General features: G+C 38.4%; 20 protein-coding genes. 14 read left to right on the top strand and 6 right to left on the bottom strand.

Features of this window, described 5'->3' with window-relative positions; genetic code table 11:
* Entirely contained in the window at window positions 1-1,551 is a 1,551-nt protein-coding gene (locus H6607_06020; protein ID MCB9261913.1) for a PglZ domain-containing protein, read from the bottom strand.
* A gap of 138 nt (window positions 1,552-1,689) precedes the next feature.
* Between H6607_06020 and tmk the strand changes: the two genes are divergently transcribed.
* The 7 genes from tmk to H6607_05985 all read left to right on the top strand — a co-directional run bounded on the left by tmk (window position 1,690) and on the right by H6607_05985 (window position 8,086).
* A complete protein-coding gene (gene tmk / locus H6607_06015) occupies window positions 1,690-2,331 on the top strand; it encodes a dTMP kinase (protein ID MCB9261912.1) in 642 nt (213 codons plus the stop codon).
* Window positions 2,322-3,542 carry an HD domain-containing protein gene (locus H6607_06010; protein ID MCB9261911.1) on the top strand — a complete coding sequence of 407 codons (1,221 nt, stop codon included), beginning with the start codon at window positions 2,322-2,324 and terminating at the stop codon, window positions 3,540-3,542. The genes tmk and H6607_06010 overlap by 10 nt, the downstream gene beginning before the upstream one ends.
* Before the next feature lie 37 nt (window positions 3,543-3,579).
* Window positions 3,580-4,602, top strand: coding sequence for a UDP-3-O-(3-hydroxymyristoyl)glucosamine N-acyltransferase (lpxD, locus tag H6607_06005; GenBank protein ID MCB9261910.1), 1,023 nt, complete (start codon window positions 3,580-3,582; stop codon window positions 4,600-4,602).
* Between the two features lie 10 nt (window positions 4,603-4,612).
* On the top strand, window positions 4,613-6,019 hold the full coding sequence (locus H6607_06000; protein ID MCB9261909.1) for a bifunctional UDP-3-O-[3-hydroxymyristoyl] N-acetylglucosamine deacetylase/3-hydroxyacyl-ACP dehydratase: 1,407 nt from the start codon (window positions 4,613-4,615) through the stop codon (window positions 6,017-6,019).
* 15 nt (window positions 6,020-6,034) lie between these two features.
* Window positions 6,035-6,817 carry an acyl-ACP--UDP-N-acetylglucosamine O-acyltransferase gene (gene lpxA, locus H6607_05995; protein ID MCB9261908.1) on the top strand — a complete coding sequence of 261 codons (783 nt, stop codon included), beginning with the start codon at window positions 6,035-6,037 and terminating at the stop codon, window positions 6,815-6,817.
* Between the two features lies 1 nt (window position 6,818).
* Window positions 6,819-7,439, top strand: coding sequence for an ABC transporter ATP-binding protein (locus H6607_05990; GenBank protein MCB9261907.1), 621 nt, complete (start codon window positions 6,819-6,821; stop codon window positions 7,437-7,439).
* Between the two features lie 233 nt (window positions 7,440-7,672).
* Entirely contained in the window at window positions 7,673-8,086 is a 414-nt protein-coding gene (locus tag H6607_05985) for a hypothetical protein (protein ID MCB9261906.1), read from the top strand.
* A gap of 115 nt (window positions 8,087-8,201) precedes the next feature.
* Here the strand turns inward: H6607_05985 and clpB are convergent, their stop codons facing one another.
* From clpB to H6607_05970, 3 genes are all read right to left on the bottom strand, one after another.
* Window positions 8,202-10,814: an ATP-dependent chaperone ClpB gene (gene clpB, locus H6607_05980; GenBank protein MCB9261905.1), complete on the bottom strand. Its 2,613-nt coding sequence runs from the start codon at window positions 10,812-10,814 to the stop codon at window positions 8,202-8,204.
* 163 nt (window positions 10,815-10,977) lie between these two features.
* Entirely contained in the window at window positions 10,978-11,871 is an 894-nt protein-coding gene (locus tag H6607_05975) for a hypothetical protein (GenBank protein ID MCB9261904.1), read from the bottom strand.
* A gap of 314 nt (window positions 11,872-12,185) precedes the next feature.
* Window positions 12,186-12,692 (bottom strand): hypothetical protein, encoded by a 507-nt coding sequence (locus H6607_05970; protein ID MCB9261903.1) that lies wholly within the window; start codon window positions 12,690-12,692, stop codon window positions 12,186-12,188.
* 228 nt (window positions 12,693-12,920) lie between these two features.
* Here H6607_05970 and H6607_05965 point away from each other — a divergent pair, with 228 nt between their 5' ends.
* A complete protein-coding gene (locus H6607_05965; GenBank protein MCB9261902.1) occupies window positions 12,921-13,136 on the top strand; it encodes a hypothetical protein in 216 nt (71 codons plus the stop codon).
* Window positions 13,137-13,348: 212 nt separating this feature from the next.
* Window positions 13,349-14,872 carry a hypothetical protein gene (locus tag H6607_05960; protein MCB9261901.1) on the top strand — a complete coding sequence of 508 codons (1,524 nt, stop codon included), beginning with the start codon at window positions 13,349-13,351 and terminating at the stop codon, window positions 14,870-14,872.
* Window positions 14,873-14,941: 69 nt separating this feature from the next.
* On the opposite strand, the gene H6607_05955 is transcribed toward H6607_05960, so the two are convergent.
* Both H6607_05955 and H6607_05950 read right to left on the bottom strand, forming a co-directional pair.
* Entirely contained in the window at window positions 14,942-15,445 is a 504-nt protein-coding gene (locus H6607_05955) for an endonuclease V (GenBank protein ID MCB9261900.1), read from the bottom strand.
* A gap of 23 nt (window positions 15,446-15,468) precedes the next feature.
* The gene (locus tag H6607_05950) at window positions 15,469-15,864 is read right to left on the bottom strand and encodes a hypothetical protein (GenBank protein MCB9261899.1); all 396 of its coding nucleotides are present in this window, start codon (window positions 15,862-15,864) and stop codon (window positions 15,469-15,471) included.
* A gap of 398 nt (window positions 15,865-16,262) precedes the next feature.
* Between H6607_05950 and H6607_05945 the strand changes: the two genes are divergently transcribed.
* The 5 genes from H6607_05945 (at window position 16,263) to trxB (ending at window position 21,539) form a co-directional block, all read left to right on the top strand.
* Entirely contained in the window at window positions 16,263-17,453 is a 1,191-nt protein-coding gene (locus H6607_05945; protein ID MCB9261898.1) for a pyridoxal phosphate-dependent aminotransferase, read from the top strand.
* A gap of 4 nt (window positions 17,454-17,457) precedes the next feature.
* On the top strand, window positions 17,458-18,441 hold the full coding sequence (locus H6607_05940; GenBank protein ID MCB9261897.1) for a D-glycero-beta-D-manno-heptose-7-phosphate kinase: 984 nt from the start codon (window positions 17,458-17,460) through the stop codon (window positions 18,439-18,441).
* Between the two features lie 39 nt (window positions 18,442-18,480).
* A complete protein-coding gene (locus tag H6607_05935) occupies window positions 18,481-19,302 on the top strand; it encodes a mechanosensitive ion channel family protein (GenBank protein ID MCB9261896.1) in 822 nt (273 codons plus the stop codon).
* A gap of 89 nt (window positions 19,303-19,391) precedes the next feature.
* Window positions 19,392-20,441, top strand: coding sequence for a tRNA preQ1(34) S-adenosylmethionine ribosyltransferase-isomerase QueA (gene queA / locus H6607_05930; GenBank protein ID MCB9261895.1), 1,050 nt, complete (start codon window positions 19,392-19,394; stop codon window positions 20,439-20,441).
* 153 nt (window positions 20,442-20,594) lie between these two features.
* Window positions 20,595-21,539 carry a thioredoxin-disulfide reductase gene (trxB, locus tag H6607_05925; protein ID MCB9261894.1) on the top strand — a complete coding sequence of 315 codons (945 nt, stop codon included), beginning with the start codon at window positions 20,595-20,597 and terminating at the stop codon, window positions 21,537-21,539.
* Window positions 21,540-21,589: the final 50 nt, after the last annotated feature.

Raw genomic sequence — 21,589 nt, 5'->3', positions numbered from 1 at the left:
TTATTTACTCGAAAGTTTTATAAACGGAACCATCATTTCTTCCAAACTAATGCCCCCGTGTTGGATGGTGTCGCGATAATATTTTGCATAATGGTTTAGATTGTTTGGATACACAAAAAAGTCATTATTGCGGCAAAAAATAAAGTTGCTGCTCAAATGCTGCACTGGCAATCCGGCCTTTTGCGGATTTTTTATTTCAAAAACTTCTTTGTGATTGAAATTTAGATTTTTTCCAGTTTTGTAACGCAAATTTGTTGTGGTTGCTTTATCGCCCAAAACCTTTACAAAATCAGCCACCTTTACTGAGCCGTGGTCGGTGGTTATAATCACTTTTGCCTTTTTTTCTGAAATTCGTTTTAAGGCATCATACAATGGGCTATGCTCGAACCAAGAAAGCGTCAACGACCGATAGGCCGCCTCATTTTCTGCCAATTCCCGCATTACCTTTATGTCGGTTCGGGCGTGCGAAAGGGTGTCAACAAAGTTGTAAACAATAACGTTTAAATCATTTTCAAACATGTTCGGAATGGCATCTGCCAAATCTTTTCCCTGATTGAGGTGAACGATTTTTGTATAGCTTGTTTTGGACTGCACCCGCAGTCGTTGAAACAAATCTTGCATAAAATCTTCCTCATGCAAATTTTTTCCACCCTCATCCTCATCATTGCTCCATTTGCCCGGAAAACGTTTTTCTATATCTGCCGGCATCAAACCGGCGAACATGGCATTTCGGCAATATTGAGTTGTGGTTGGCAATATGCTCAAAAACATATCCTCCGAATCAAGGTTGAAAAGTTCGTTGATAGTAGGTTGTAAAAATCTCCATTGGTCGAAACGCAAGTTGTCTATAAGTATCAAAAAAACCGGTTCATTGCCCAATTCCGGAACCACCATTTTTCGCATTACAGTGTGCGACATGGTGGGTGCCTGTGCGTTGTCATATTGAATAAAATCGATATAGTTTTGCTCAATGTACTTACAAAATTCTTTGTTGCTCTCATTTTTTTGAGTTTGAAGCACTTCCTCCATCCCGGTTTCGTTGCTACGCTGAATTTCTAACTCATAATAAACCAACTTTTTATATATTGATTTCCATTGGTCAAAATCCAACCGATCCATCAAAGCCATCATGATGTTCCTAAACTCTTGCTGATATTTGACAGTGACTTTTTCTGTTACTAAACGCTTATTGTCAATTATTTTCTTGATGGACAGCAATATTTGATTTGGGTTGACCGGCTTTATGAGGTAATCCTCAATTTTAGAACCGATGGCATCTTCCATAATGTGCTCCTCTTCACTCTTAGTTATCATCACCACGGGCAAATTTTCGCGTAATTCTTTAATTTGGTTTAACGCATCTAACCCACTAATTCCTGGCATATTTTCATCTAAAAAAACCAAGTCAAATTTTTCGGTGGTCACCATGTCAACAGCGTCTTTGCCGTTGTTTACCGTTGAAACCTGATACCCTTTTGTTTCTAAAAAAATAATATGTGGCTTTAATAATTCAATCTCGTCGTCGGCCCAAAGTATCTTAATTTTACTCATTTAATTGTTGTAATGTAATTTCAAAAGAAAGTGAACTGCAAATTTGGCCTTGTTATTGCAAAAAAGGTGTTTCAATAGATAAAATAATCAATTTTTTAGAGAGGCTTATTTCCATTTACTTTGCCAAAAAAATGACGAATGGGTAAACAAAGAGGCATTTTCATTGCATTTGAAGGAATTGACGGAAGCGGCAAAAGCACCCAAGCAAAACTTCTTTGCGAGAAACTTATTGAGCAAGGCCATAAGGTTTATTCCACCTTTGAACCCACCGATAATGCCATTGGAAAAATGATTCGTTCAGTTTTTAGCCGAAAAATGAAAGCCAGCAACGAAACTGTGGCTGCACTTTTTTTGGCTGATAGACTTGAACATTTGCTGAACCATGATAACGGCCTCGTGCAAAAAATAAAGGATGGTTTCATCGTGGTTTCCGACCGATATTATCTCTCTTCTTACGCTTATCATGGCACTTTTATGGATATGGATTGGGTTATCCAATCTAACGCAATGTGTGCCAATATTCTTCGACCCGATTTAAACATTTACATCGATATATCTCCAGATGTGAGCATGAATCGTATCAAAGAAAACCGAGCAACCACCGAACTTTATGAGACGTTAGAAAACCTTAAAAATGTGTATGGCAAATATGATGAAGCCATCAAAAAAGTGAAAAGTGAAGAAAACATCGCTCGAATAAATGGAAACCGAAACACGGATGAAATAGCTTCTGATGTTTGGAATGTGACTCAAAACCTTTTGCACGAGAAATGGAAATGAAAAAAATAAAAATCATCAACGACCCCATTTATGGTTTTGTTTCCATACAAAGCGAGCTGATTTTTAAATTAATAGAACACCCCTATTTTCAACGGCTTAGGCGTATCCGCCAATTGGGGCTGTCAAGCCTTGTGTATCCGGGTGCCAACCACACCCGTTTTCATCATGCCATTGGTGCCATGCACCTTATGGCCAAAGCCATACAGGTATTGCGTAGCAAGCGAGTGGAAATTTCTGACCATGAAGAGCTATCGGCCCAGATTTCCATTTTGCTGCACGACATTGGTCATGGCCCTTTTAGTCACGTTATGGAGCATGCGTTTGTTGCCAATGTAGCTCACGAAGAAATTTCGGTTGCCTTTATGCACCTACTCAATAATGAGTTTGACGGAAAACTGGAAACGGCTATTCAAATCTTTAAAAATCAATACCATAAAAAGTTTTTATACCAGTTAGTGAGCAGTCAACTGGATGTTGATAGGCTCGACTACCTTACCAGAGATAGCTTTTATACAGGTGTTTCTGAAGGAATAGTTGGTTTGGAACGAATTATTGAAATGCTGAATGTGGCTGATGGTCAATTGGTTATTGATGAAAAAGGCATTTATTCCATCGAAAAATTTATTGTTGCCAGAAGATTGATGTATTGGCAAGTTTATCTACACAAAACAGTCATTTCTGCCGACTGTTTGTTGCTCAATATTTTACGGAGGGCAAAAAAACTTTTATCCGACGGAGTGGATATTTTTACCCTTCCAAACCTCCGATTTTTTATTTCTCAAAACATTTCAAGAGAGATTTTAACCGATACCGACACTTTGAACCGATTTGCGAGCATCGATGATTTGGACGTAATGGTTTGTATCAAAAATTGGCAAAACGAAGCCGATAAAGTGCTGTCTGATTTAAGCAAATGCCTGATTAACAGAAAATTACCTAAAACTATTATTCAAAATCAGGAATTTTCAAACGATTATATCCAAGCCGAGATAAATCGAATTGCCAACCAGAAACAGTTAACCAAAGAAGAGGCTGAATACCATGTTTTTAGTGGCGATTTGAATAATACCGCCTACAAAAGCAATGAAAACGAGATTATGATAAGGTTGAAAACCGGTGCATTGGTTGGATTAAACGAAGCATCAGACAATTACAATTTTCTTCCGGTCAATAGCTTAGCCACTAAGTTTTTCGTTTGTAGCCCAAAATAATTTTACTTTTGCTGCAAAGTAAAAAACGTTGAAAAGCATTTCAGTGGCCGAATTGGCCGAGTTTGTTAATGGCACACTGTCGGATAGCAAAACCGATTCATTTGTAGGCGTTTCCAAAATAGACCAATCCCTGCAAGGTTCGCTCACTTTTTTGGCTAACATCAAATACGAAGAATTCATCTATACCACTCGGGCTTCGGTGATATTGGTAAATAATGGTTTTGAACCCAAACAGGAGCTAAATAAAACCTTAATTTATGTGGAAGATGCCTATTTGGCTTTCTGCAAAGTATTGAACAAATACTTTAATCCGGCTAATGAAAAATCGGGTGTTGAGCAAGGTGCTTTTATACATTCTTCTGCCAAAATTGGTCAGGATGCGTACATTGGGGCAAACACCTATATTGATGCAAATGTAGCCATTGGCGACAATGTTAAAATATACCCAAATTGTTTTATTGGTGCTGGTGTTTCTATTGAAAACAATACCATTATTTATGCCAACGTGAGCATTTATTATGATTGTGTAATAGGCAAAAATACCATCATCCATTCAGGCACAGTTGTAGGAAGCGATGGTTTTGGTCATGCTCCACAAAAAGATGGAAGCTATGTAAAAATACCTCAAATAGGAAATGTAATCATTGGTAACGATGTTGAAATTGGCTCCAATTGCAGCATTGACCGAGCCACTATGGGCAGTACTTTTATAAAAAATGGCGTGCGGCTGGATAATTTAATTCAGGTAGCCCACAATGTTGAGATTGGCGAAAATACGGTCATAGCCTCGCAGTCAGGCGTATCTGGCAGCACGGTTTTGGGCTCAAATTGCATAATTGGCGGCCAAGTGGGCTTTGCAGGACACCTAAAAATTGCAAAAGGAACTCAAGTGGGTGCTCAAAGCGGTTTGGGCAAAGACGTGACCGAGGAAAATATGAGGCTTTTCGGTAGTCCGGTGCAGCCTCTAAAAGATGAGTTGAGAAGCCAAATTGCGTTTAGAGATTTACCAAAACTCAAAGAAAGAATTGAAAAATTGGAGAAAGAACTGAAAGACAAATAGGAATTTTTAGATGGAAAAGTTTCAAACAACAATTAAAGAAAAGTTTACCATGAGCGGCACCGGATTGCATACCGGAAAATCTGTAAATATTACTTTTTTACCCGCTCCAGAAGATCATGGATACAAATTTCAACGAACCGACCTTGAAGGACAACCTATTGTGGAGGCTTTGGTAGATTATGTTGTGGATGTTTCGAGAGGTACCACATTGGAGCAAAATGGTGCACGAATAAATACATGTGAGCATGTCTTGGCAGCCTTGGCTGGTTTGGAAATTGACAACGTACTGATGCAGCTTGATTCGAGCGAAACACCCATTATGGATGGAAGCTCCGCTCCTTTTGTGTCCAAGTTGAAAGAAATTGGAACCATTGATCAAACAAAAGTGCGAGAATATTTCGACATTCCATTCAACATTGCTTATGCCGAGGAAGACCGTGGGGTAGAGATGGTGGCCATGCCGCTGGACGATTACCGTCTAACGGTAATGATTGACTACAACTCCCCTGTTTTGGGTAGCCAACACGCATCTATAACCGGTTTAAGCGAGTTTGATAAAGAAATTTCGAGTTGCAGAACCTTTTGTTTTTTGCACGAACTTGAAATGTTGTTGGACAATAACTTGATAAAAGGTGGAGATTTAAACAACGCCATCGTTATTGTTGACCGAGTGATTGAAGATGATGAACTTGGCAAATTGGCTAAGTTATTCAATAAACCTAAAGTTGAAGTAAAAAAAGAGGGCATTTTAAACAATGTAGAGCTTCGTTTTCAAAACGAACCCGCCCGCCACAAACTGCTCGATATGATTGGTGATTTGGCTCTGATAGGTATGCCATTAAAGGCTCAAATTATGGCCGCTCGCCCGGGTCATGCAGCCAATGTGGAGTTTGCCAAAAAGATAAGAAAAATCATGCTGAAAACTAAAAAGGAACAGGAAATAATGCAAAACGTACCTAAATACGACCCAAACCTCGAACCAATATACAACTACCAACAAATCGAAAAGATTTTGCCACACACTTTCCCTTTTTTGTTGGTGGATAAAGTTATTGAATTGAATGAAAACTCTATTGTTGGAGTAAAAAACATTACCGGAGATCAATATTTCTTTCAGGGACATTTTCAGGGAGAGCCTTTAATGCCCGGAGTTCTGCAATTAGAGGCCATGGCTCAGGCAGGAGGCGTTTTAGTGCTGCACGACAAAGAAGACCCATCAAAATGGAGTACCTATTTTGTAAAAATTGAAAATGCCAAGTTTAAAGGAAAAGTAGTTCCCGGAGATTCTTTTGTCATAAAAATGGAGCTTAAAGCCCCCGTTAGACGCGGTTTGTGCTTTATGCACGGCGAAGGATATGTGGGCAACAGAATGGTGTGCGAAGCAGATATGATGGCTCAAATTGTTGAAAATAAATAACCTACTTTTGTCGAAATGATTCAGCCCTTAGCATACGTTAACTCAGAAGCAAAAATTGCCAACAACGTGGTTGTTGAGCCGTTTGTTACCATTCATAAAAATGTAGAAATCGGAGAAGGTTCTTGGATTGGTTCTAATGTAACCATCATGGAAGGTGCCCGTATTGGCAAAAACTGCCGCATTTTTCCGGGAGCTGTTATATCGGCCATTCCGCAAGATTTAAAATTTGCTGGCGAAGACACCACGGTAGAAATTGGCGACAACACTACCATTCGTGAGTGTGTAACGGTAAACCGAGGAACAAAAACCCGAAACAAAACTGTGGTGGGCAACAATTGCCTGCTCATGGCCTACTCGCATATTGCCCACGATTGCATTATTGGCAACAACGTAATCATTGGCAATGCCAGCCAAATTGCTGGAGAAGTACACATCGATGATTTTGCCATTCTGAGCGGTTTAGTTGCCGTACATCAATTTGCAAAAATAGGAGCACATGTAATGGTTTCTGGTGGTTCGTTGGTGCGAAAAGATGTTCCGCCTTTTACCAAAGCGGCCAGAGAACCACTTAGTTATGAGGGGGTAAACTCTATTGGGCTAAGACGACGTGGTTTTTCTTCCGATAAAATTTCCGAAATTCAAGAAATCTACCGAATGCTTTATCTGCGTGGTTTAAACAACGCCGTGGCTCTGGCAAAAATAGAAGCTGAAATGCCTGCGACCAAAGAGCGTGATGAAATTATTAGCTTCATCAAAGGCTCCGACCGAGGTATTATGAAAGGATTTTTGTCGAGATAAAATGATTCATTCTATTCAGGTTGACAATCTTTCAAAAAGGTATAGAAAAGAATGGATTTTTAACCAACTTTCCCATCAATTTAATACTGGTGATCGAACTGCAATATTGGGTAGCAACGGCAGCGGAAAATCAACCTTTTTAAAGGTTTTGTGCGGGTTTGTATCCCCAACACAAGGCAGTGTTTTGTGGAAATCAGACAGCGAAATAGACATCAACAATCGACATCAATATTTTGCATTTTGCAGCCCGTACATAGAACTCATTGAAGATTACACACTTCAAGAAAGTATTGATTTTCATTTTGCACTAAAAACCTTGCGAAATGATGTGGATATAAATCAATGGCTCAAAGATTGCGGACTCGATAAACATTTAAACAAACAAATATCCCTTTTTTCAAGCGGAATGAAACAGAGGTTAAAGCTATTGTTAACTCTTGCGTCAGAAGTAGATGTTTATCTTCTAGATGAGCCTACCTCAAATCTTGATGAGCAAGGGATTGGTTGGTATCAACGTTTAATTGGGGGCGTTCCTGATGGTAAAATAGTGGTAGTTGCCAGCAACCAGCCAGAAGAATATAATTTTTGCAACAACCAAATTTTAATGGAGGATTTCAAATAAGTTCTTTTCAAAAGTATATTTCAAATTTCAAAATTGAGCTACTTTTGGGGTCTATGAAAAAAATACTCTTTCTTGCATTATGCCTTTATTCGAACCTATATGCTCAAGAGCCCAAAAATAGTCACGAAATTGGTTTAAATCTTTTCTCTGTGCGTTATTGACAATGGAATTTAGACCCCAATGCCACCATTGTTTTGAATGAATATGGTGTGGCTAACAATCCTTTTTCGACATTGCAGTACCGGTACAATAGAGAAAAAGTGAGTTTTCGGGCAGGATTGAACTACGATGCTGCCTCTAAAAAGATTAACAGCCTTATTAATTTTGTTTTCACCTCTACTTCCTACACTTTTTATACAATGAACATCGGATTTCAGTATAACCAAAATATGGAAAAAAATAGAGTGTACCTCGGTGTAGATGCACTATTTAGACGTGGAACCATGGAATATAAGTATCCAAGATTTATTGAAGAGGTAGAGATGAACAAACAATTTCTTTCCCCATTTTTGGGAGCCGATTTCAACCTTGCTAAAAAATTCAACTTCAATATCGAAAGCTCGGTAATCTTTGGAAAAAATGGCTCTAAGAGTATTTTTATTAACCCATTCAACCGATTGATGCTGTGTTATAAACTTAAAACTTAGGAGATTCAATAAAAACCATTAAGAAATTTAGGCTCATTAAGTCTTAATGTCCTAAATGCCTTAATGGTTCGAAATATTGCGGCATCGACGAAAGACTTGCCAACGGGAGTTAACCTTAATTCATATTCACCAAATTCCTAAATATAAACCGTTTTTTATCATCTAAATCCAGTTCAATAATGCTTTTGTTGGAGATTTTTCCGGCCAAAATTTCTTTCGACAATTGATTTAAAACCTCCCGCTGAATAGCTCTTTTTAATGGCCTTGCTCCAAAACTGGGGTCATAGCCAATCTCACCCAACCAATCGAGTGCTTCGTTAGTAGCTTTCAAGGTAATTCCTTGTTCGTTCAACATCCTACTGATACTGGCAAATTGAATATCCACAATGCCTCGAATCTCGTCTCTACCAAGTGGTTTAAACATAATTAACTCGTCAATTCTATTTAAAAACTCGGGTCGAATTGTTTTCTTCAGAAGTTCAAATACCTCGGTTTTTGTTTTGGCCTCAATTACGTCCTGATTTCCTGCGTTCATTTCTGCAAATCGTTCTTGAATAAGGTGTGCACCAATGTTGGACGTCATGATGATAATGGTATTTCTAAAATTTGCTGTTCGACCTTTGTTGTCGGTCAATCGGCCATCGTCAAGCACTTGGAGTAAGATATTGAACACATCGGGGTGAGCCTTTTCAATTTCATCCAGCAAAATAACCGAATAAGGTTTGCGGCGTACGGCCTCTGTAAGTTGTCCACCTTCGTCATAGCCAACATATCCGGGAGGGGCTCCTATCAAACGAGAAACCGTATGTTTCTCTTGATATTCGCTCATATCTATCCGCACCATGGCATCGTCTCGACTAAATAAATATTCGGCCAAACTCTTAGCCAATTCTGTTTTGCCAACGCCGGTGGTGCCGAGAAAAATAAAACTACCTATCGGCTTCTTGGGGTCAGAAAGTCCGGCACGACTGCGACGAATAGCATCAGATATAGCCGCAATAGCCTCCTCCTGCCCCACCACTCTTCTGTGCAATTCATCCTCCAAATGCAACAGTTTTTCCCGCTCGCTTTGCAACATACTTTGCACCGGAATGCCCGTCCAGCGGCTCACCACTTCGGCAATATCTTCGTTGGTTACCTCCTCTTTTACCAAACTTTTGGCATCTTGTTGTGCGGCCAACTGGGTTTGAAATTGATTGAGTTTTTCATTGGCCTCCAATATTTTGCCGTATCTTATTTCGGCCACCTTGCCAAAATCACCTGCCCTCTCGGCTTGCTCTGCCTCTAATTTGAGTTGCTCAATGTGTTTTTTGGTATTTTGAATACCATCCACAATCACTTTTTCGCTTTCCCATCGGGCTTTTAGCGAATCCCTTTCCTCCCCTAAATTGGCAATTTCGGCATTGAGTTTTTCTAATTTTTTCTCGTCATTTTCTCGCTTTATGGCCTCCCGCTCAATTTCCAATTGACGAATTTTTCGGTTTAATTCATCCAGTTCTTCCGGTACAGAGTCAATCTCCAATCTCAGTTTGGCCGCTGCTTCATCTATCAAATCAATGGCTTTGTCAGGCAAAAACCGATCAGAAATATACCGTTGCGACAGCTCTACCGCCGAAATAATGGCTTCGTCTTTTATTCGCACTTTGTGGTGCATTTCGTATCGCTCTTTCAACCCACGCAAAATAGAAACTGCGTCTTCTGTATTCGGTTCATCAACCAACACGGTTTGAAACCTCCGCTCCAATGCCTTGTCTTTTTCAATGTATTTTTGATATTCGGCCAGAGTGGTGGCACCAATGGCACGTAACTCTCCACGAGCCAGAGCCGGTTTTAAAATATTTGCCGCATCCATTGCACCGTCTCCGCTGCCCCCTGCCCCAACCAATGTGTGAATTTCATCAATAAACAACACCAACTCTCCGTTGCTGTCAATCACTTCTTTTATTACAGCTTTCAACCGCTCTTCAAATTCACCTTTATATTTTGCCCCGGCCACCAGCGAACCCATATCCAACGAAAAAATGCGTTTGCTACGCAAGTTTTCCGGCACATCTTCGCTCACAATTCTATGAGCTAAACCTTCGGCAATGGCTGTTTTTCCAACGCCCGGTTCGCCAATCAAAATGGGGTTGTTTTTGGTGCGACGAGATAAAATTTGTAACACTCTGCGTATTTCGTCATCCCGACCAATAACGGGGTCGAGTTTGCCTTGCTCAGCCAATTCGTTTAAATCTTTGGCGTATTTTTTCAAAGCATTAAATTGGTTTTCAGCACTTTGACTGGTTACTTTATTGCCTTTTCGTAAATCTAGAAAAGCTATTTTTAATTCCGATAGCTTAACTCCGGCATCTTTTAACATTTGTCCAATTTGGTCATTTCCTTCTGTCAAAGCCAAAAAAATGTGCTCTATGCTCACAAATTCATCGCCAAAATCTTTCATAAATTTTTGGGCTTTTACCAACGCTTTATTGGCATCATTGCTAAGATAATGCTGCGACGTTCCGGTCACCTTTGCATAAGAATTTATGATAGAATCAAGCGTTTGCTCAATGCGGGCATGGTTTGCGTTCACTTTTTTAATGGCAAACGACACCACGCTGTCATCCACCAAAAATATCCCTTTGAGCAAATGGCCAGTTTCTATGGCTTGATTATCGGCTGCAATGGCCAGTTCTTGTGCTTTTTGAACGGCCTCCTGCGATTTGATTGTAAATTTATCCAAGTTCATGATTTTGTACTTTTTTCAGATTGGTTTACAAAAACCATGATTAACTAAAATTCATGACAGAATAACCGATTTCAAACACTCCTCCCAATCACTTTCGGACACAATTTCATGTAATTGATTGATTTTTAGTTTTTTGAGGACGGAATGGCAGCCTTATTTTGCTTTATGATTTTAAAAGTAATTCCAATAAATCCGTCATATCTGAGTTTATTTCATCTCTAAGTTTAGAAGCGTGTTCAAATTTACTTTTGGTCACTGATTCTGATTTTTTACGATTTTTTTCCAAAATGTTATTGGTAAAAAATTTGAGTTGCTCTAACAAAGACTCATGTTTCAAGTAAGATTCCCCAAAAAATAAGGTATGATATTTTAGGATTTGATTGATTTGCCAAGCAAGCCTTTTTTTAGAAGAACGATCCATATAGTTCAAAGTACTGGTAAATAGCACTGGAATACCGATAAGTTCGGTAGATTTAACACCTTTTTTGATAGATTTCTCGTTCATACCTGATATCACATCTACTCCGAATTTTTCATCAAAAATGAAATTATATCCCATCCAAATTTTAGTTTCCAAATCTTCATCTATTCCGAAAAATTCTCTTGCCCCACTATTACAAACTACTATAATTTCGGGTTTAATTTTCTCCATCAAATCAATCGTCAAACGAAGTTGTTGGCAGATAAAATCAACTCCGATGTCATCCTTTAATATTTCAGCAATCTTTTTCTGTTCGGTTTCTCGAAAAAAGAACAAATCTATGTATGTCCAATCCTCACCTACTCCACATTCATCTGCTAAATCTTGAAATTTTTTATAATGTTTCGGGTATCTTTCAACGGCCTCCTTCAAATCATACGGCTCGTAGTCATTTCCGTTTGGCTTTGAATCTGAAGTATAGGATGGATTAAAACCAACAAACAGGACTTTTTTTCTTTCTACCTTTGAGTAAACAAATCTACGTGATGCAATTTCAGAAACAAGACCACTTGCCGCCGAAAATTTGTCAAAAATTGAATCCAACTGACTTCTCATTTGATTTATTATATCATCCATACTAATAACTTTTCAACTCGATAAAGTTCAAAAGTAGCAGGTTTCAAATTTGGATTAAGCGATGTTAAAAACTAAAATTTTATGAACAATTCAATTTATAACCTTTCGAGGTTTTCAATATCTTTTGCTCTATCCATCTTTTGACCCAACAAATTAAGCCAAAAATTTGGAGTATTTTCAGAAAGGTATGCTTCGCTACGCTCTGCATGACGACAAAATAACACCGTCATCCGATAGCTATCGAGTAATGTTATTATCAGTTTTGATACCTTCGGCCAGCTTGGGGTAGTAACGGGGTGTTATGGGTTGTATGCTCATCGATCTACTGATATTATGCCTGAATGATCAATGGCCATCTGATACAGTTTTTCGAAACTATGAAGGTTCCTCATAAAAATATCGGCATAAGCATCTAAGAAAAACTCTAAGTCATATGCAGCAGATTCCAGCCAATAATTCGAAGTTGCAATCCCCATATCTGTCAAAGCATCGATATCATCTTTCGTATATATGGCAGATTCACCCAAGTCCTCCAAAATTGGATAAAGCGTGTTCTTGAAAAAGTTTATCAATATTTGATAATCGGCGTAGTTAACATAAACATCAGAATCGTTGTAAGGATTAGTACCCGTTACCGAAGGATTGAGCCATCCATAATCCGATTCGCAAATGGTATAATCATAGAACATTTTGGCCATGTTGCTATCAATGGTGTCCATCCAGCAAATAATTAAAGTGAGTTGGTCTGAGTTGAATCCAAAAAACCAATGACCTTTTTCAGGAATATCCCAAGTGACACTAAAACTTATCAGATAGTTCATATTCTATAAAGATTTACGAGTTAAATAGTATAGCGATTTAAATGTTTCATCGTAGTCCAAATTTTCCATACGAGCTTTAAAACCAGACAAATTAAATCAAAATTCTTGCTCGGTAAAATGGGGATGCAACAGTAAGCCTCTCATGACGAATTTAGAGAACATTTTTAAAACCAACGTACAAAAACAAAATATAGGAAAATAATCAAAAGGCTGTAATTTCACCTTTATATGGAAGTTTCCAGCCAATTACAAGCGGTTGAAGAGTCACAGACGTTGGTGATGACCAAGAAGGCTCGAGAATTGGCCGAAACCGGAGTGAAGGTTATTAATTTAAGCATTGGTGAGCCCGATTTTAACACATTAATTATAACGATATTATGCATTAATACTTCTTCTTTGATGAATCCAAAACTTGCCAATGTTTTACCTAAATGTTGCCAATAAGTGTATAAATTATCCCAAAATCAATTTGATAACTATATACAACTGTTATATTTGTCCAGTATTTGGGAAACCAAATAGAGAATCTATCGTATGTGTGTTATCAAATTTTTTGGTGTGCTTTTTATTTTACAATATTTTGCCAAAAATATTATGTTGGTTTCTTCGATACGATTTTTCGCAACTTATCGCATTGTCAATCAACAAAATTTAATATGAACAAATTCATCGTATTATCAACTTTACTGTTAACATCCTTAATATCAAATGCAGTGACCACTTGGATTGGAACCACCACTCCAATAACAACATCTGCATGGAACACAGCCTCCAATTGGTCTGCCGGTGTGCCTACGAGCTCTGAAAGAATCGTATTTAATACAACCGTTGAAATTTATAGCAACGTACCAATTACAAGTGCCAATAGCGTTGATGTTGATGACTATGGTAGTTTAACCATCATTCCTGACCCCAATAGCACGAGTGCAGATACATTTAGGGCATCAACCGTAAGAATGGGAGACAGTGCTATACTGCTAAACCAGACCAATGTAATTTTTGGCGATTTGAATTATGGTTTAACGGTTTCAGGTGTTGGTGGTGCAGAAGTAACAAACAGCGGCTTTATGAGTCTAAAAAACTTGAACGTTGGAAATGGTGCGATTGCCAGCAATTTTACTAATGATGGTAATTTGGTGATTGAAAAAAACTTAGTGGTAGAAGAAGGGTACTTTACCACATTAAGCGGTTCAACCGCAACAATGGAAGGTATTCTGATTAGAAATGGAGGCAAAATGTCTAACTACGGTATGGTTTCCTCCATATCCAGCGGTTCTTCCGGTAAGTTGGCTGTAGAAAATGGTGGTGTTTTGCATAATTATAGCACGGGGGAATTAACCGTTGAAATTGGGGTGGGAAATATTTATCCGATAGACATTAGTGGCACCTTTATTAACGATGGAATGGTTCATGTTGGTATTCCTGTTGTTTCGGGCAGCTATAATCCAGGTGCCAAAGGCATTCATATTGCCAACGCGGGAAACTTTAACAACACTGGCACAATTACATTTAATATTGATCCTAACAACTGTATCATTGTCGATAATTCGGGTAATTCAGGATCTTACTCAAATAGTGGAAATTACGTGGTGTACTCAGGAGATCCATGTGGTTTGCCTCTTCCCGTAACTTGGCTGTCATTTAATGGTAAACAAACGGACAATTCAATTGAATTAACGTGGGAAACAGCCAGTGAAATTAACAATGAAATGTTTCAGATATTGAGGTCAACAGATAGAGAGAACTGGGAAATTATTGGGTCGGAGCCATCTAAAAATGGAAATTCAAGTTCAAAACAAACCTATTCATTTCTGGATAATGATGTAGTAATGGGTGAGATTTATTTCTACCAATTAAAGCAAATTGATTACAACAGCGATTTTTCTTTATCAGAAACCATTTTTGTAACCCTGGATTTGAATCGGAAAAATCGCCAAATTAGCGTTTATCCCAACCCTTTGAACCAGCCAACCCTCTATTTAAAAAGTAATTCTATAGGAATATATGAATTAATGAATTCGCTCGGCCAAACCATTATGACCGGAAATATAAATATAGGGCAAAATAAAATTGACTTTAAAGAATTAAGCGAAACGCATGGTGCTCATTTCTATTATTTGATTGTTAAAAATAGTTCTGGAGAAATTTTGTCAACAACAAAGGTTCTGTTATCAAATTAGGTAAATCAAGCCAAATTTAGTAGAAATTTGACAGGAGGTATTTGCCTAAAAATCAATAAATTGACAGAATTATCCTTCAATCTTCGTTTTGGTTAAGCCATCAAGTTTTTTAAGGCAGTCCGGAATTCTATAAAGTCCAGCCAAATTTTTAATAAATGCTGCGGCTACTTTTACATCAACTCCCACTGCCGTAATAAACAAAGGATTGGTGCTTTCTCCCCTATAAACGGGTTCGGCAAAATTACTTCCTTTATACGGTGTCTTGGCAACGCCTATAATAGGTACCGTTTCATTGAGAATGTGGTGGAGATACATTCCAAGCCCATGTTTTTTATCCCTGTCAAGATACACATAACCGTCTATCACAATGAATTTAAGCCTGGTTAAATCAACCTGATTTATAATTTCAAGCAGACAAGGAAGTTCTCGCTTGTAAAACTCTCCAGGTACGTAATCTTGAACGGAATCTATATTCTTGGTATATACCTTTTCTTCATTTTCATCCATCAAAAGACCTACCGCCAAAGCACCATCATCATGATACCCTACGTCTAAGAATAATGTTGTTCCCATGCTCATAATGGTTTATTCATAAATCAACTATCAAGAATATTGTAATCATGTAACATTCTGTCATATTCGGTTTGAGACACAGTTGAATACCTTCTTGTTTCATTTTCCTGACTATCGTATTTAATGGTCAACAATATGCTATCGAAAAAACACAAACGTTCTACTTTAGTTTTACCATCCGAATAATATTCTCTTTCCCAACCTGCAGGCCACCCATCTCTGTGTTCTTTTTCAAACTTTATAGGCATAACCGTATTATCCTGAGTGGCAAATTCCTCTTCCACCATATAACCGTTGAAGGGATTACCCTCATATTCATAGAAATCTATGTCAGTCATTATAATCGCATCGTCTTTGACACGTTTTTTATTTGCCTCTTTAAGGTATGGATATACCTGATATTCATCTTTTTTAGCCATATTTTAATTTCGATTGATATTCAATGCAAATTTCAATCATTTATGTATATGGTCTTTGGCATATTCACAATTTCAACAAATTGTTATTCTGATTAGACAGTTGTTGAGTTTTTTTTTGACCAACCACGAAGTGGTCAAACATTTATAACTCGAACTTGCAAAATTTATTCGACCCCTTCGGGGTCGTACTTCGTTGATTGACAATCAAGTTATAAATAGGTTATCCCTTCGGGATAAATGCACAAACCAATTGCACGGAATCACTTTGCCGAATATGATTTTAAATTTGATATTTCGTAAAGGGCAAATCTCCGACTTATAAAGTATCTAATTTTCAAAACCAACTTCCTAAAACAAAATTTAGGAAAATAATCAAAAGGCCGTAATTTCGCCGATGTATGGAAGTTTCCAAGCGATTGCAAGCGGTTGAAGAGTCACAAACATTGGTAATGACTAAAAAGGCTAGAGAAATGGCCGAAACCGGAGTGAAGGTTATTAATTTAAGTATTGGCGAGCCTGATTTTAGTACGCCTAAATTTATCATTGAAGCGGCCAAAAAAGCAATGGATGATGGCTTTACCCACTATCCGCCGGTGGCCGGGTTTATGGATTTGCGAAAAGCCATTTCGGCTAAGTTTAAAACCCAAAATAATCTGAACTATGCCCCCGAGCAAGTGGTGGTTAGTGCAGGTGCAAAACACAGCATTGCCAATGTTATTTCCTCGCTCATCGATGAGGGTGATGAAGTAATTATTCCGGCTCCTTACTGGGTTAGCTACCCAGAAATGGTAAAAATGGCAGGTGGCATTCCGGTTTTTTTGGAATCAGGTATAGAAAATGATTACACCTTTAATCTAAACGACTTAAAATCAAAGATTTCAAGTAAAACCAAACTGTTTTTATTTAGCTCGCCTTGCAACCCAAGCGGTACGGTTTTTTCTGAAGAATTTCTTAAAAAAGTAGCTGATATTTTGGCTCCTTACCCCAACATTTTTGTTGTTTCAGACGAGATATACGAGCACATTCAATATGGCCGAAGCCACGTAAGTATTGGCACTTTCCCACAATTGGCTGACCGAGTTGTAACCGTAAACGGCCTTAGCAAGGCATTTGCCATGACGGGTTGGCGAATTGGCTATATTGGGGCACCACTCTGGATATCAAAAGCCGTTGAAAAAATGCAAGGTCAGGTTACCAGCGGCATTAATTCTATTGCTCAAAAAGCTGCGGTGGCAGCCCTTGAAGGCAGTTTGGAACCGACACTTGAAATGGTTGAAATTTTTGAAAAAAGAAGAGAAATTTTATACAACGGCTTAAAAGAAATTCCCGGCTTAAAACCCAATTATCCGCAAGGAGCGTTTTACATTTTGCCAGATGTAAGCTATTATTTTGGCAAAAAAAATGGAGACAAAATCATCTCAAATTCGCTTGAATTAAGCCTGTATTTGTTGGAAGATGCCCATGTATCAGTGGTTAGTGGCGAAGGATTTGGAAATGCGGAATGTATCCGAATTTCGTATGCTACCTCAGAAAATGATTTAAGAACGGCCATTGAAAGCATTAAAAATTCATTAAAAAAACTCGCATAACGGTTTGAATATCAATAAACTATTTGAACAATTCAACTCTAAAACCATTTTGGTATTGGGTGATTTGATGGTGGACGAATATTATGAAGGAAATGTTACCCGAATTAGTCCTGAAGCACCCGTACCAATTGTTTCTGTAACAAACCATGACCGACGACTTGGCGGTGCGGCCAATGTGGCTTTAAACCTGATAAATTTGGGGGCCAAAACTATGATTTGCGGTGTTCGTGGCAACGATGAAAACGGGGAATGGATGGCCAACCGATTGAAAGAAATGGATATAAACAACGCCGGATTGCTTGTTGATTTGGGGCGGCCAACAACCGTTAAAACACGTATTATTGGCAACCGCCATCAAATGCTTCGGGTGGATAGGGAGGATAGTAGTGAGGTGGGGTTGACTATCGAAAAACAAATTATTGACTACGTCAAACAAATCATCAATCAGGTAGATGTGCTGATTTTCCAAGACTACAATAAAGGTTTGCTGACAAAAAAAATTATTTCATCTGTCATCAAAATTTGCAACCAACAGGGTGTAGCCACCTTGGTGGATCCTAAAAGAGATCATTTTCTTGATTATAAAGGTGTTACATTGTTTAAACCCAATCGAAAAGAAATTGTTGATGGGTTGAAACTTCACACCGAACTTTCAACTAAAACAGAAATTGAAGCTGCGGTAAAAACGCTTTCTGAAAAGTTAGAAACCAGTCATATTTTGCTCACATTATCTGAAATGGGTGTTTGCATTTTGCACAATAACCAAATTGATTTTATCGAGGCTCATCCAAGAAAAATAATAGATGTGAGCGGTGCCGGAGATTCCGTTATTTCGGTTGCTGCCTTGGCCGTTGCATGTGGTTTAGATTGGAAAAATGTAGCCGCCATGAGTAATTTAGCCGGAGGTTTAGTATGCGAAAAAGTTGGTGTAGTGGCCATTGATAAAGAGGTTTTAAAGAGAGAAGTCAATAATCTTTTTGGAATCTAAAAAACAAAAAAAATGTTCAATTTAAAATTTTAGAATAGTATGATAAAAATAAAACCTGAAGATGTTTCAGAGATGGTTTTGAACCTCTTAGAGAAGCACGTACCTAATTTATTGTTAGCCGCAGTCGTATTAATAGCTGGTTGGTGGGGTATATCGCGTTTCACAAAATTTTTGACACGTGTAATGAAGAAAAGAGAAATGGATGTTTCTCTCATACCCTTCATTATTGGTATTTGCAACTATGGCTTAAAAGTGCTTTTAGTGATAAGTGTTGCCTCAATGATTGGCATAGCCACCACCAGTTTTGTTGCCGTATTAGGAGCAGCAGGGTTGGCTGTTGGTTTGGCTTTGCAAGGTAGCCTTGCCAACTTTGCAGGAGGGGTTTTAATCCTAATTTTCAAGCCATTTAAAGTTGGTGATTTGATACAAAGTCAAGGATTTTCGGGAACTGTAAGTAAGATAACCATCTTAAACACTGAAATTACAACACCTGACGATAATACGGCCATTATACCCAATGGTATTGTGGCGAACGATAAGATTTTGAATTACACTCAAAAAGACATTCGACGGGTAGATTTAGAAATTGGGGTGGCTTATGGCACTGATATAGATGAAGCAAAAAAAGTCATTTATCAAACCCTAAAAAAAGTAGAAGGCGTTTTAGAAAACCCAACACCCTTTGTTAGCATACTTAGCTTTGGCGAGAACGGCATCATTTTGGTTGTACGACCACACTGCAAATCAGAAGACTATTGGGATGTTTACTTCCGAAGCAACGAGGCACTTTACATAGCCTTTAAAGAAGCTGATATAAAAATTCCATTTCCCCAACGAGAGATTCAAGTCATAAAATCATAGGGGTGCTAAAAAAATAAAAGAAGGAATAATTGGATATAGTATAAAATTTTACCTTTGCGGGCTTTTAAAATTCGACGTAAAAATATCTGATGAAACTTTCAAAATTTCGATTCGAGCTTCCTAAAGAACTTATTGCACAAGAACCACGCGGATACAGAGGTGACGCAAAATTGATGGTTGTTAACCGCAAAGAGCGAACCATAGAGCATAAACAATTTCGTGACATTCTTGATGTTTTTGATGAAGGAGATGTTATGATTTTGAATGATGCACAGGTTTTTCCGGCTCGCCTATATGGCAATAAAGAAAAAACCGGAGCCCGTATAGAGGTGTTTTTATTGAGAGAATTGAATCCTGAACTAAAACTTTGGGATGTCTTGGTAGATCCGGCCAGAAAAATAAGAGTAGGCAATAAACTCTTTTTTGGAGATGATGATTTGGTGGCCGAAGTAATTGACAACACCACATCAAGAGGAAGAACCATCCGCTTTTTGTTTGACGGAACAAGTGATGACTTTAAAACCGTAATTGACAGAATTGGTGAAACTCCGCTTCCACGTTATATAGAGCGAGAAGTAAACGAAGATGATCGCGATCGGTATCAAACCATTTTTGCAAGCACTGAAGGAGCCATTGCACCACCAGCAGTGGGGCTTAATTTTACCCGCGAATTAATGATGAGATTAGAAATTAAAGGGGTTGAGTTTGCCAAAATGAATCTTAACATTGGTCTTGGAACTGCTCGAACTGTTGAAGTAGAAGACTTAACCAAACATAAAATGGATTCTGAAAATTTCAGCATTTCGGCAGACGTTGCGGCGGTTGTTAATAAAGCCAAAGAAAATAGAAAACGGGTTTGTGCCGTGGGCAGTAGCGTTATGAGAGGAATAGAATCTTCGGTTTCTGCTTTTGGTAATTTGAACCCTGCCGAAGGTTGGACCGACAAATTTTTGTTTCCTCCGCACAATTTCAGAATTGCCAATGCATTCTTAACAGGTTTTCATCAACCAGAATCAACCTTAATGATGTTGACCGCGGCCTTTATGGATAGTGTTAAATTTACTCGTTCGGTTTACGAAGAAGCCATTAAAAACGAATATCGCTTTTTGTGCTATGGCGATGCTTTGTTAATAATTTAGCCCCAAATAGTTGCAGGAAATCGTTCAAAACCGATTTCATACAACTATAACTATCAAGTTTTATAAATTCTGTCAATTTGCATATCAAAATATACGAACGACAAAGTTTTATCCCTTTTTTAGATTAAATTATTTTTGCCTCAAAATAGAAAAATGTCAGAAAACATAGAAAAAGTTGAATGTTTGATTATTGGCAGCGGCCCTGCCGGATATACTGCGGCTATTTATGCAGCAAGAGCTGATATGAAACCTGTATTGTATGAAGGAATGCAACCAGGCGGACAACTTACCATTACCACCGATGTCGAAAATTATCCAGGATACCCAGACGGAATTATGGGTCCTGAAATGATGGAAAACTTCAAAAAACAAGCGGTTCGATTGGGTGCCGATGTGCGTTTTGGGATGATAACAAAAGTGGACTTTTCTAAAGGAACTCCTCATACATTGTGGGTTGATAATGATAAAGAAATTCATGCAGAAACAGTCATAATCTCTACCGGTGCATCGGCCAAGTGGTTGGGCATTGAAAGCGAGATGAGACTAAACGGAAGCGGTGTTTCTGCTTGTGCAGTTTGCGATGGCTTTTTCTATCGAGGATTGGATGTGGCCATTGTAGGTGCCGGAGACACCGCCGCCGAAGAAGCCAGCTATTTAGCCAAAATTTGCAACAAGGTGTATATGCTTGTTCGCAAAGATGAGATGCGTGCCAGCAAGGCCATGCAACATCGCGTGATGAATACACCAAATATCGAGATTCTGTTTGATACCGAAACCGATGAGATTTTGGGCGAAAACGAAGTTAACGCCGTTAGGGTTAAAAATTCAAAAACTGGACAAACAAGAGAACTGCCAATTAGCGGTTTTTTTGTGGCCATAGGCCATACGCCTAACACCTCTATTTTTAAGGAGTTTATCGACTTGGATGAGCAGGGATATATTATTACAAAACCCAACAGCTCCTATACAAATGTGGAGGGTGTATTTGCCTGCGGCGATGCCCAAGATAAAATATACAGACAAGCCGTTACTGCTGCCGGAAGCGGGTGTATGGCTGCCTTGGATGCAGAGCGGTATTTGGCTGCCAAGCATATCTAATACTTTTTTTTGAAGAAGATATTACAATAGATTATATATCTATTTCCTAA

The organism is Flavobacteriales bacterium (genome assembly GCA_020635395.1).
Classification (GTDB): Bacteria; Bacteroidota; Bacteroidia; order NS11-12g; family UBA9320; genus UBA987.
Note: the sequence above shows the minus strand (reverse complement) of the source record. Positions and strands in the feature narration are given on the sequence as shown.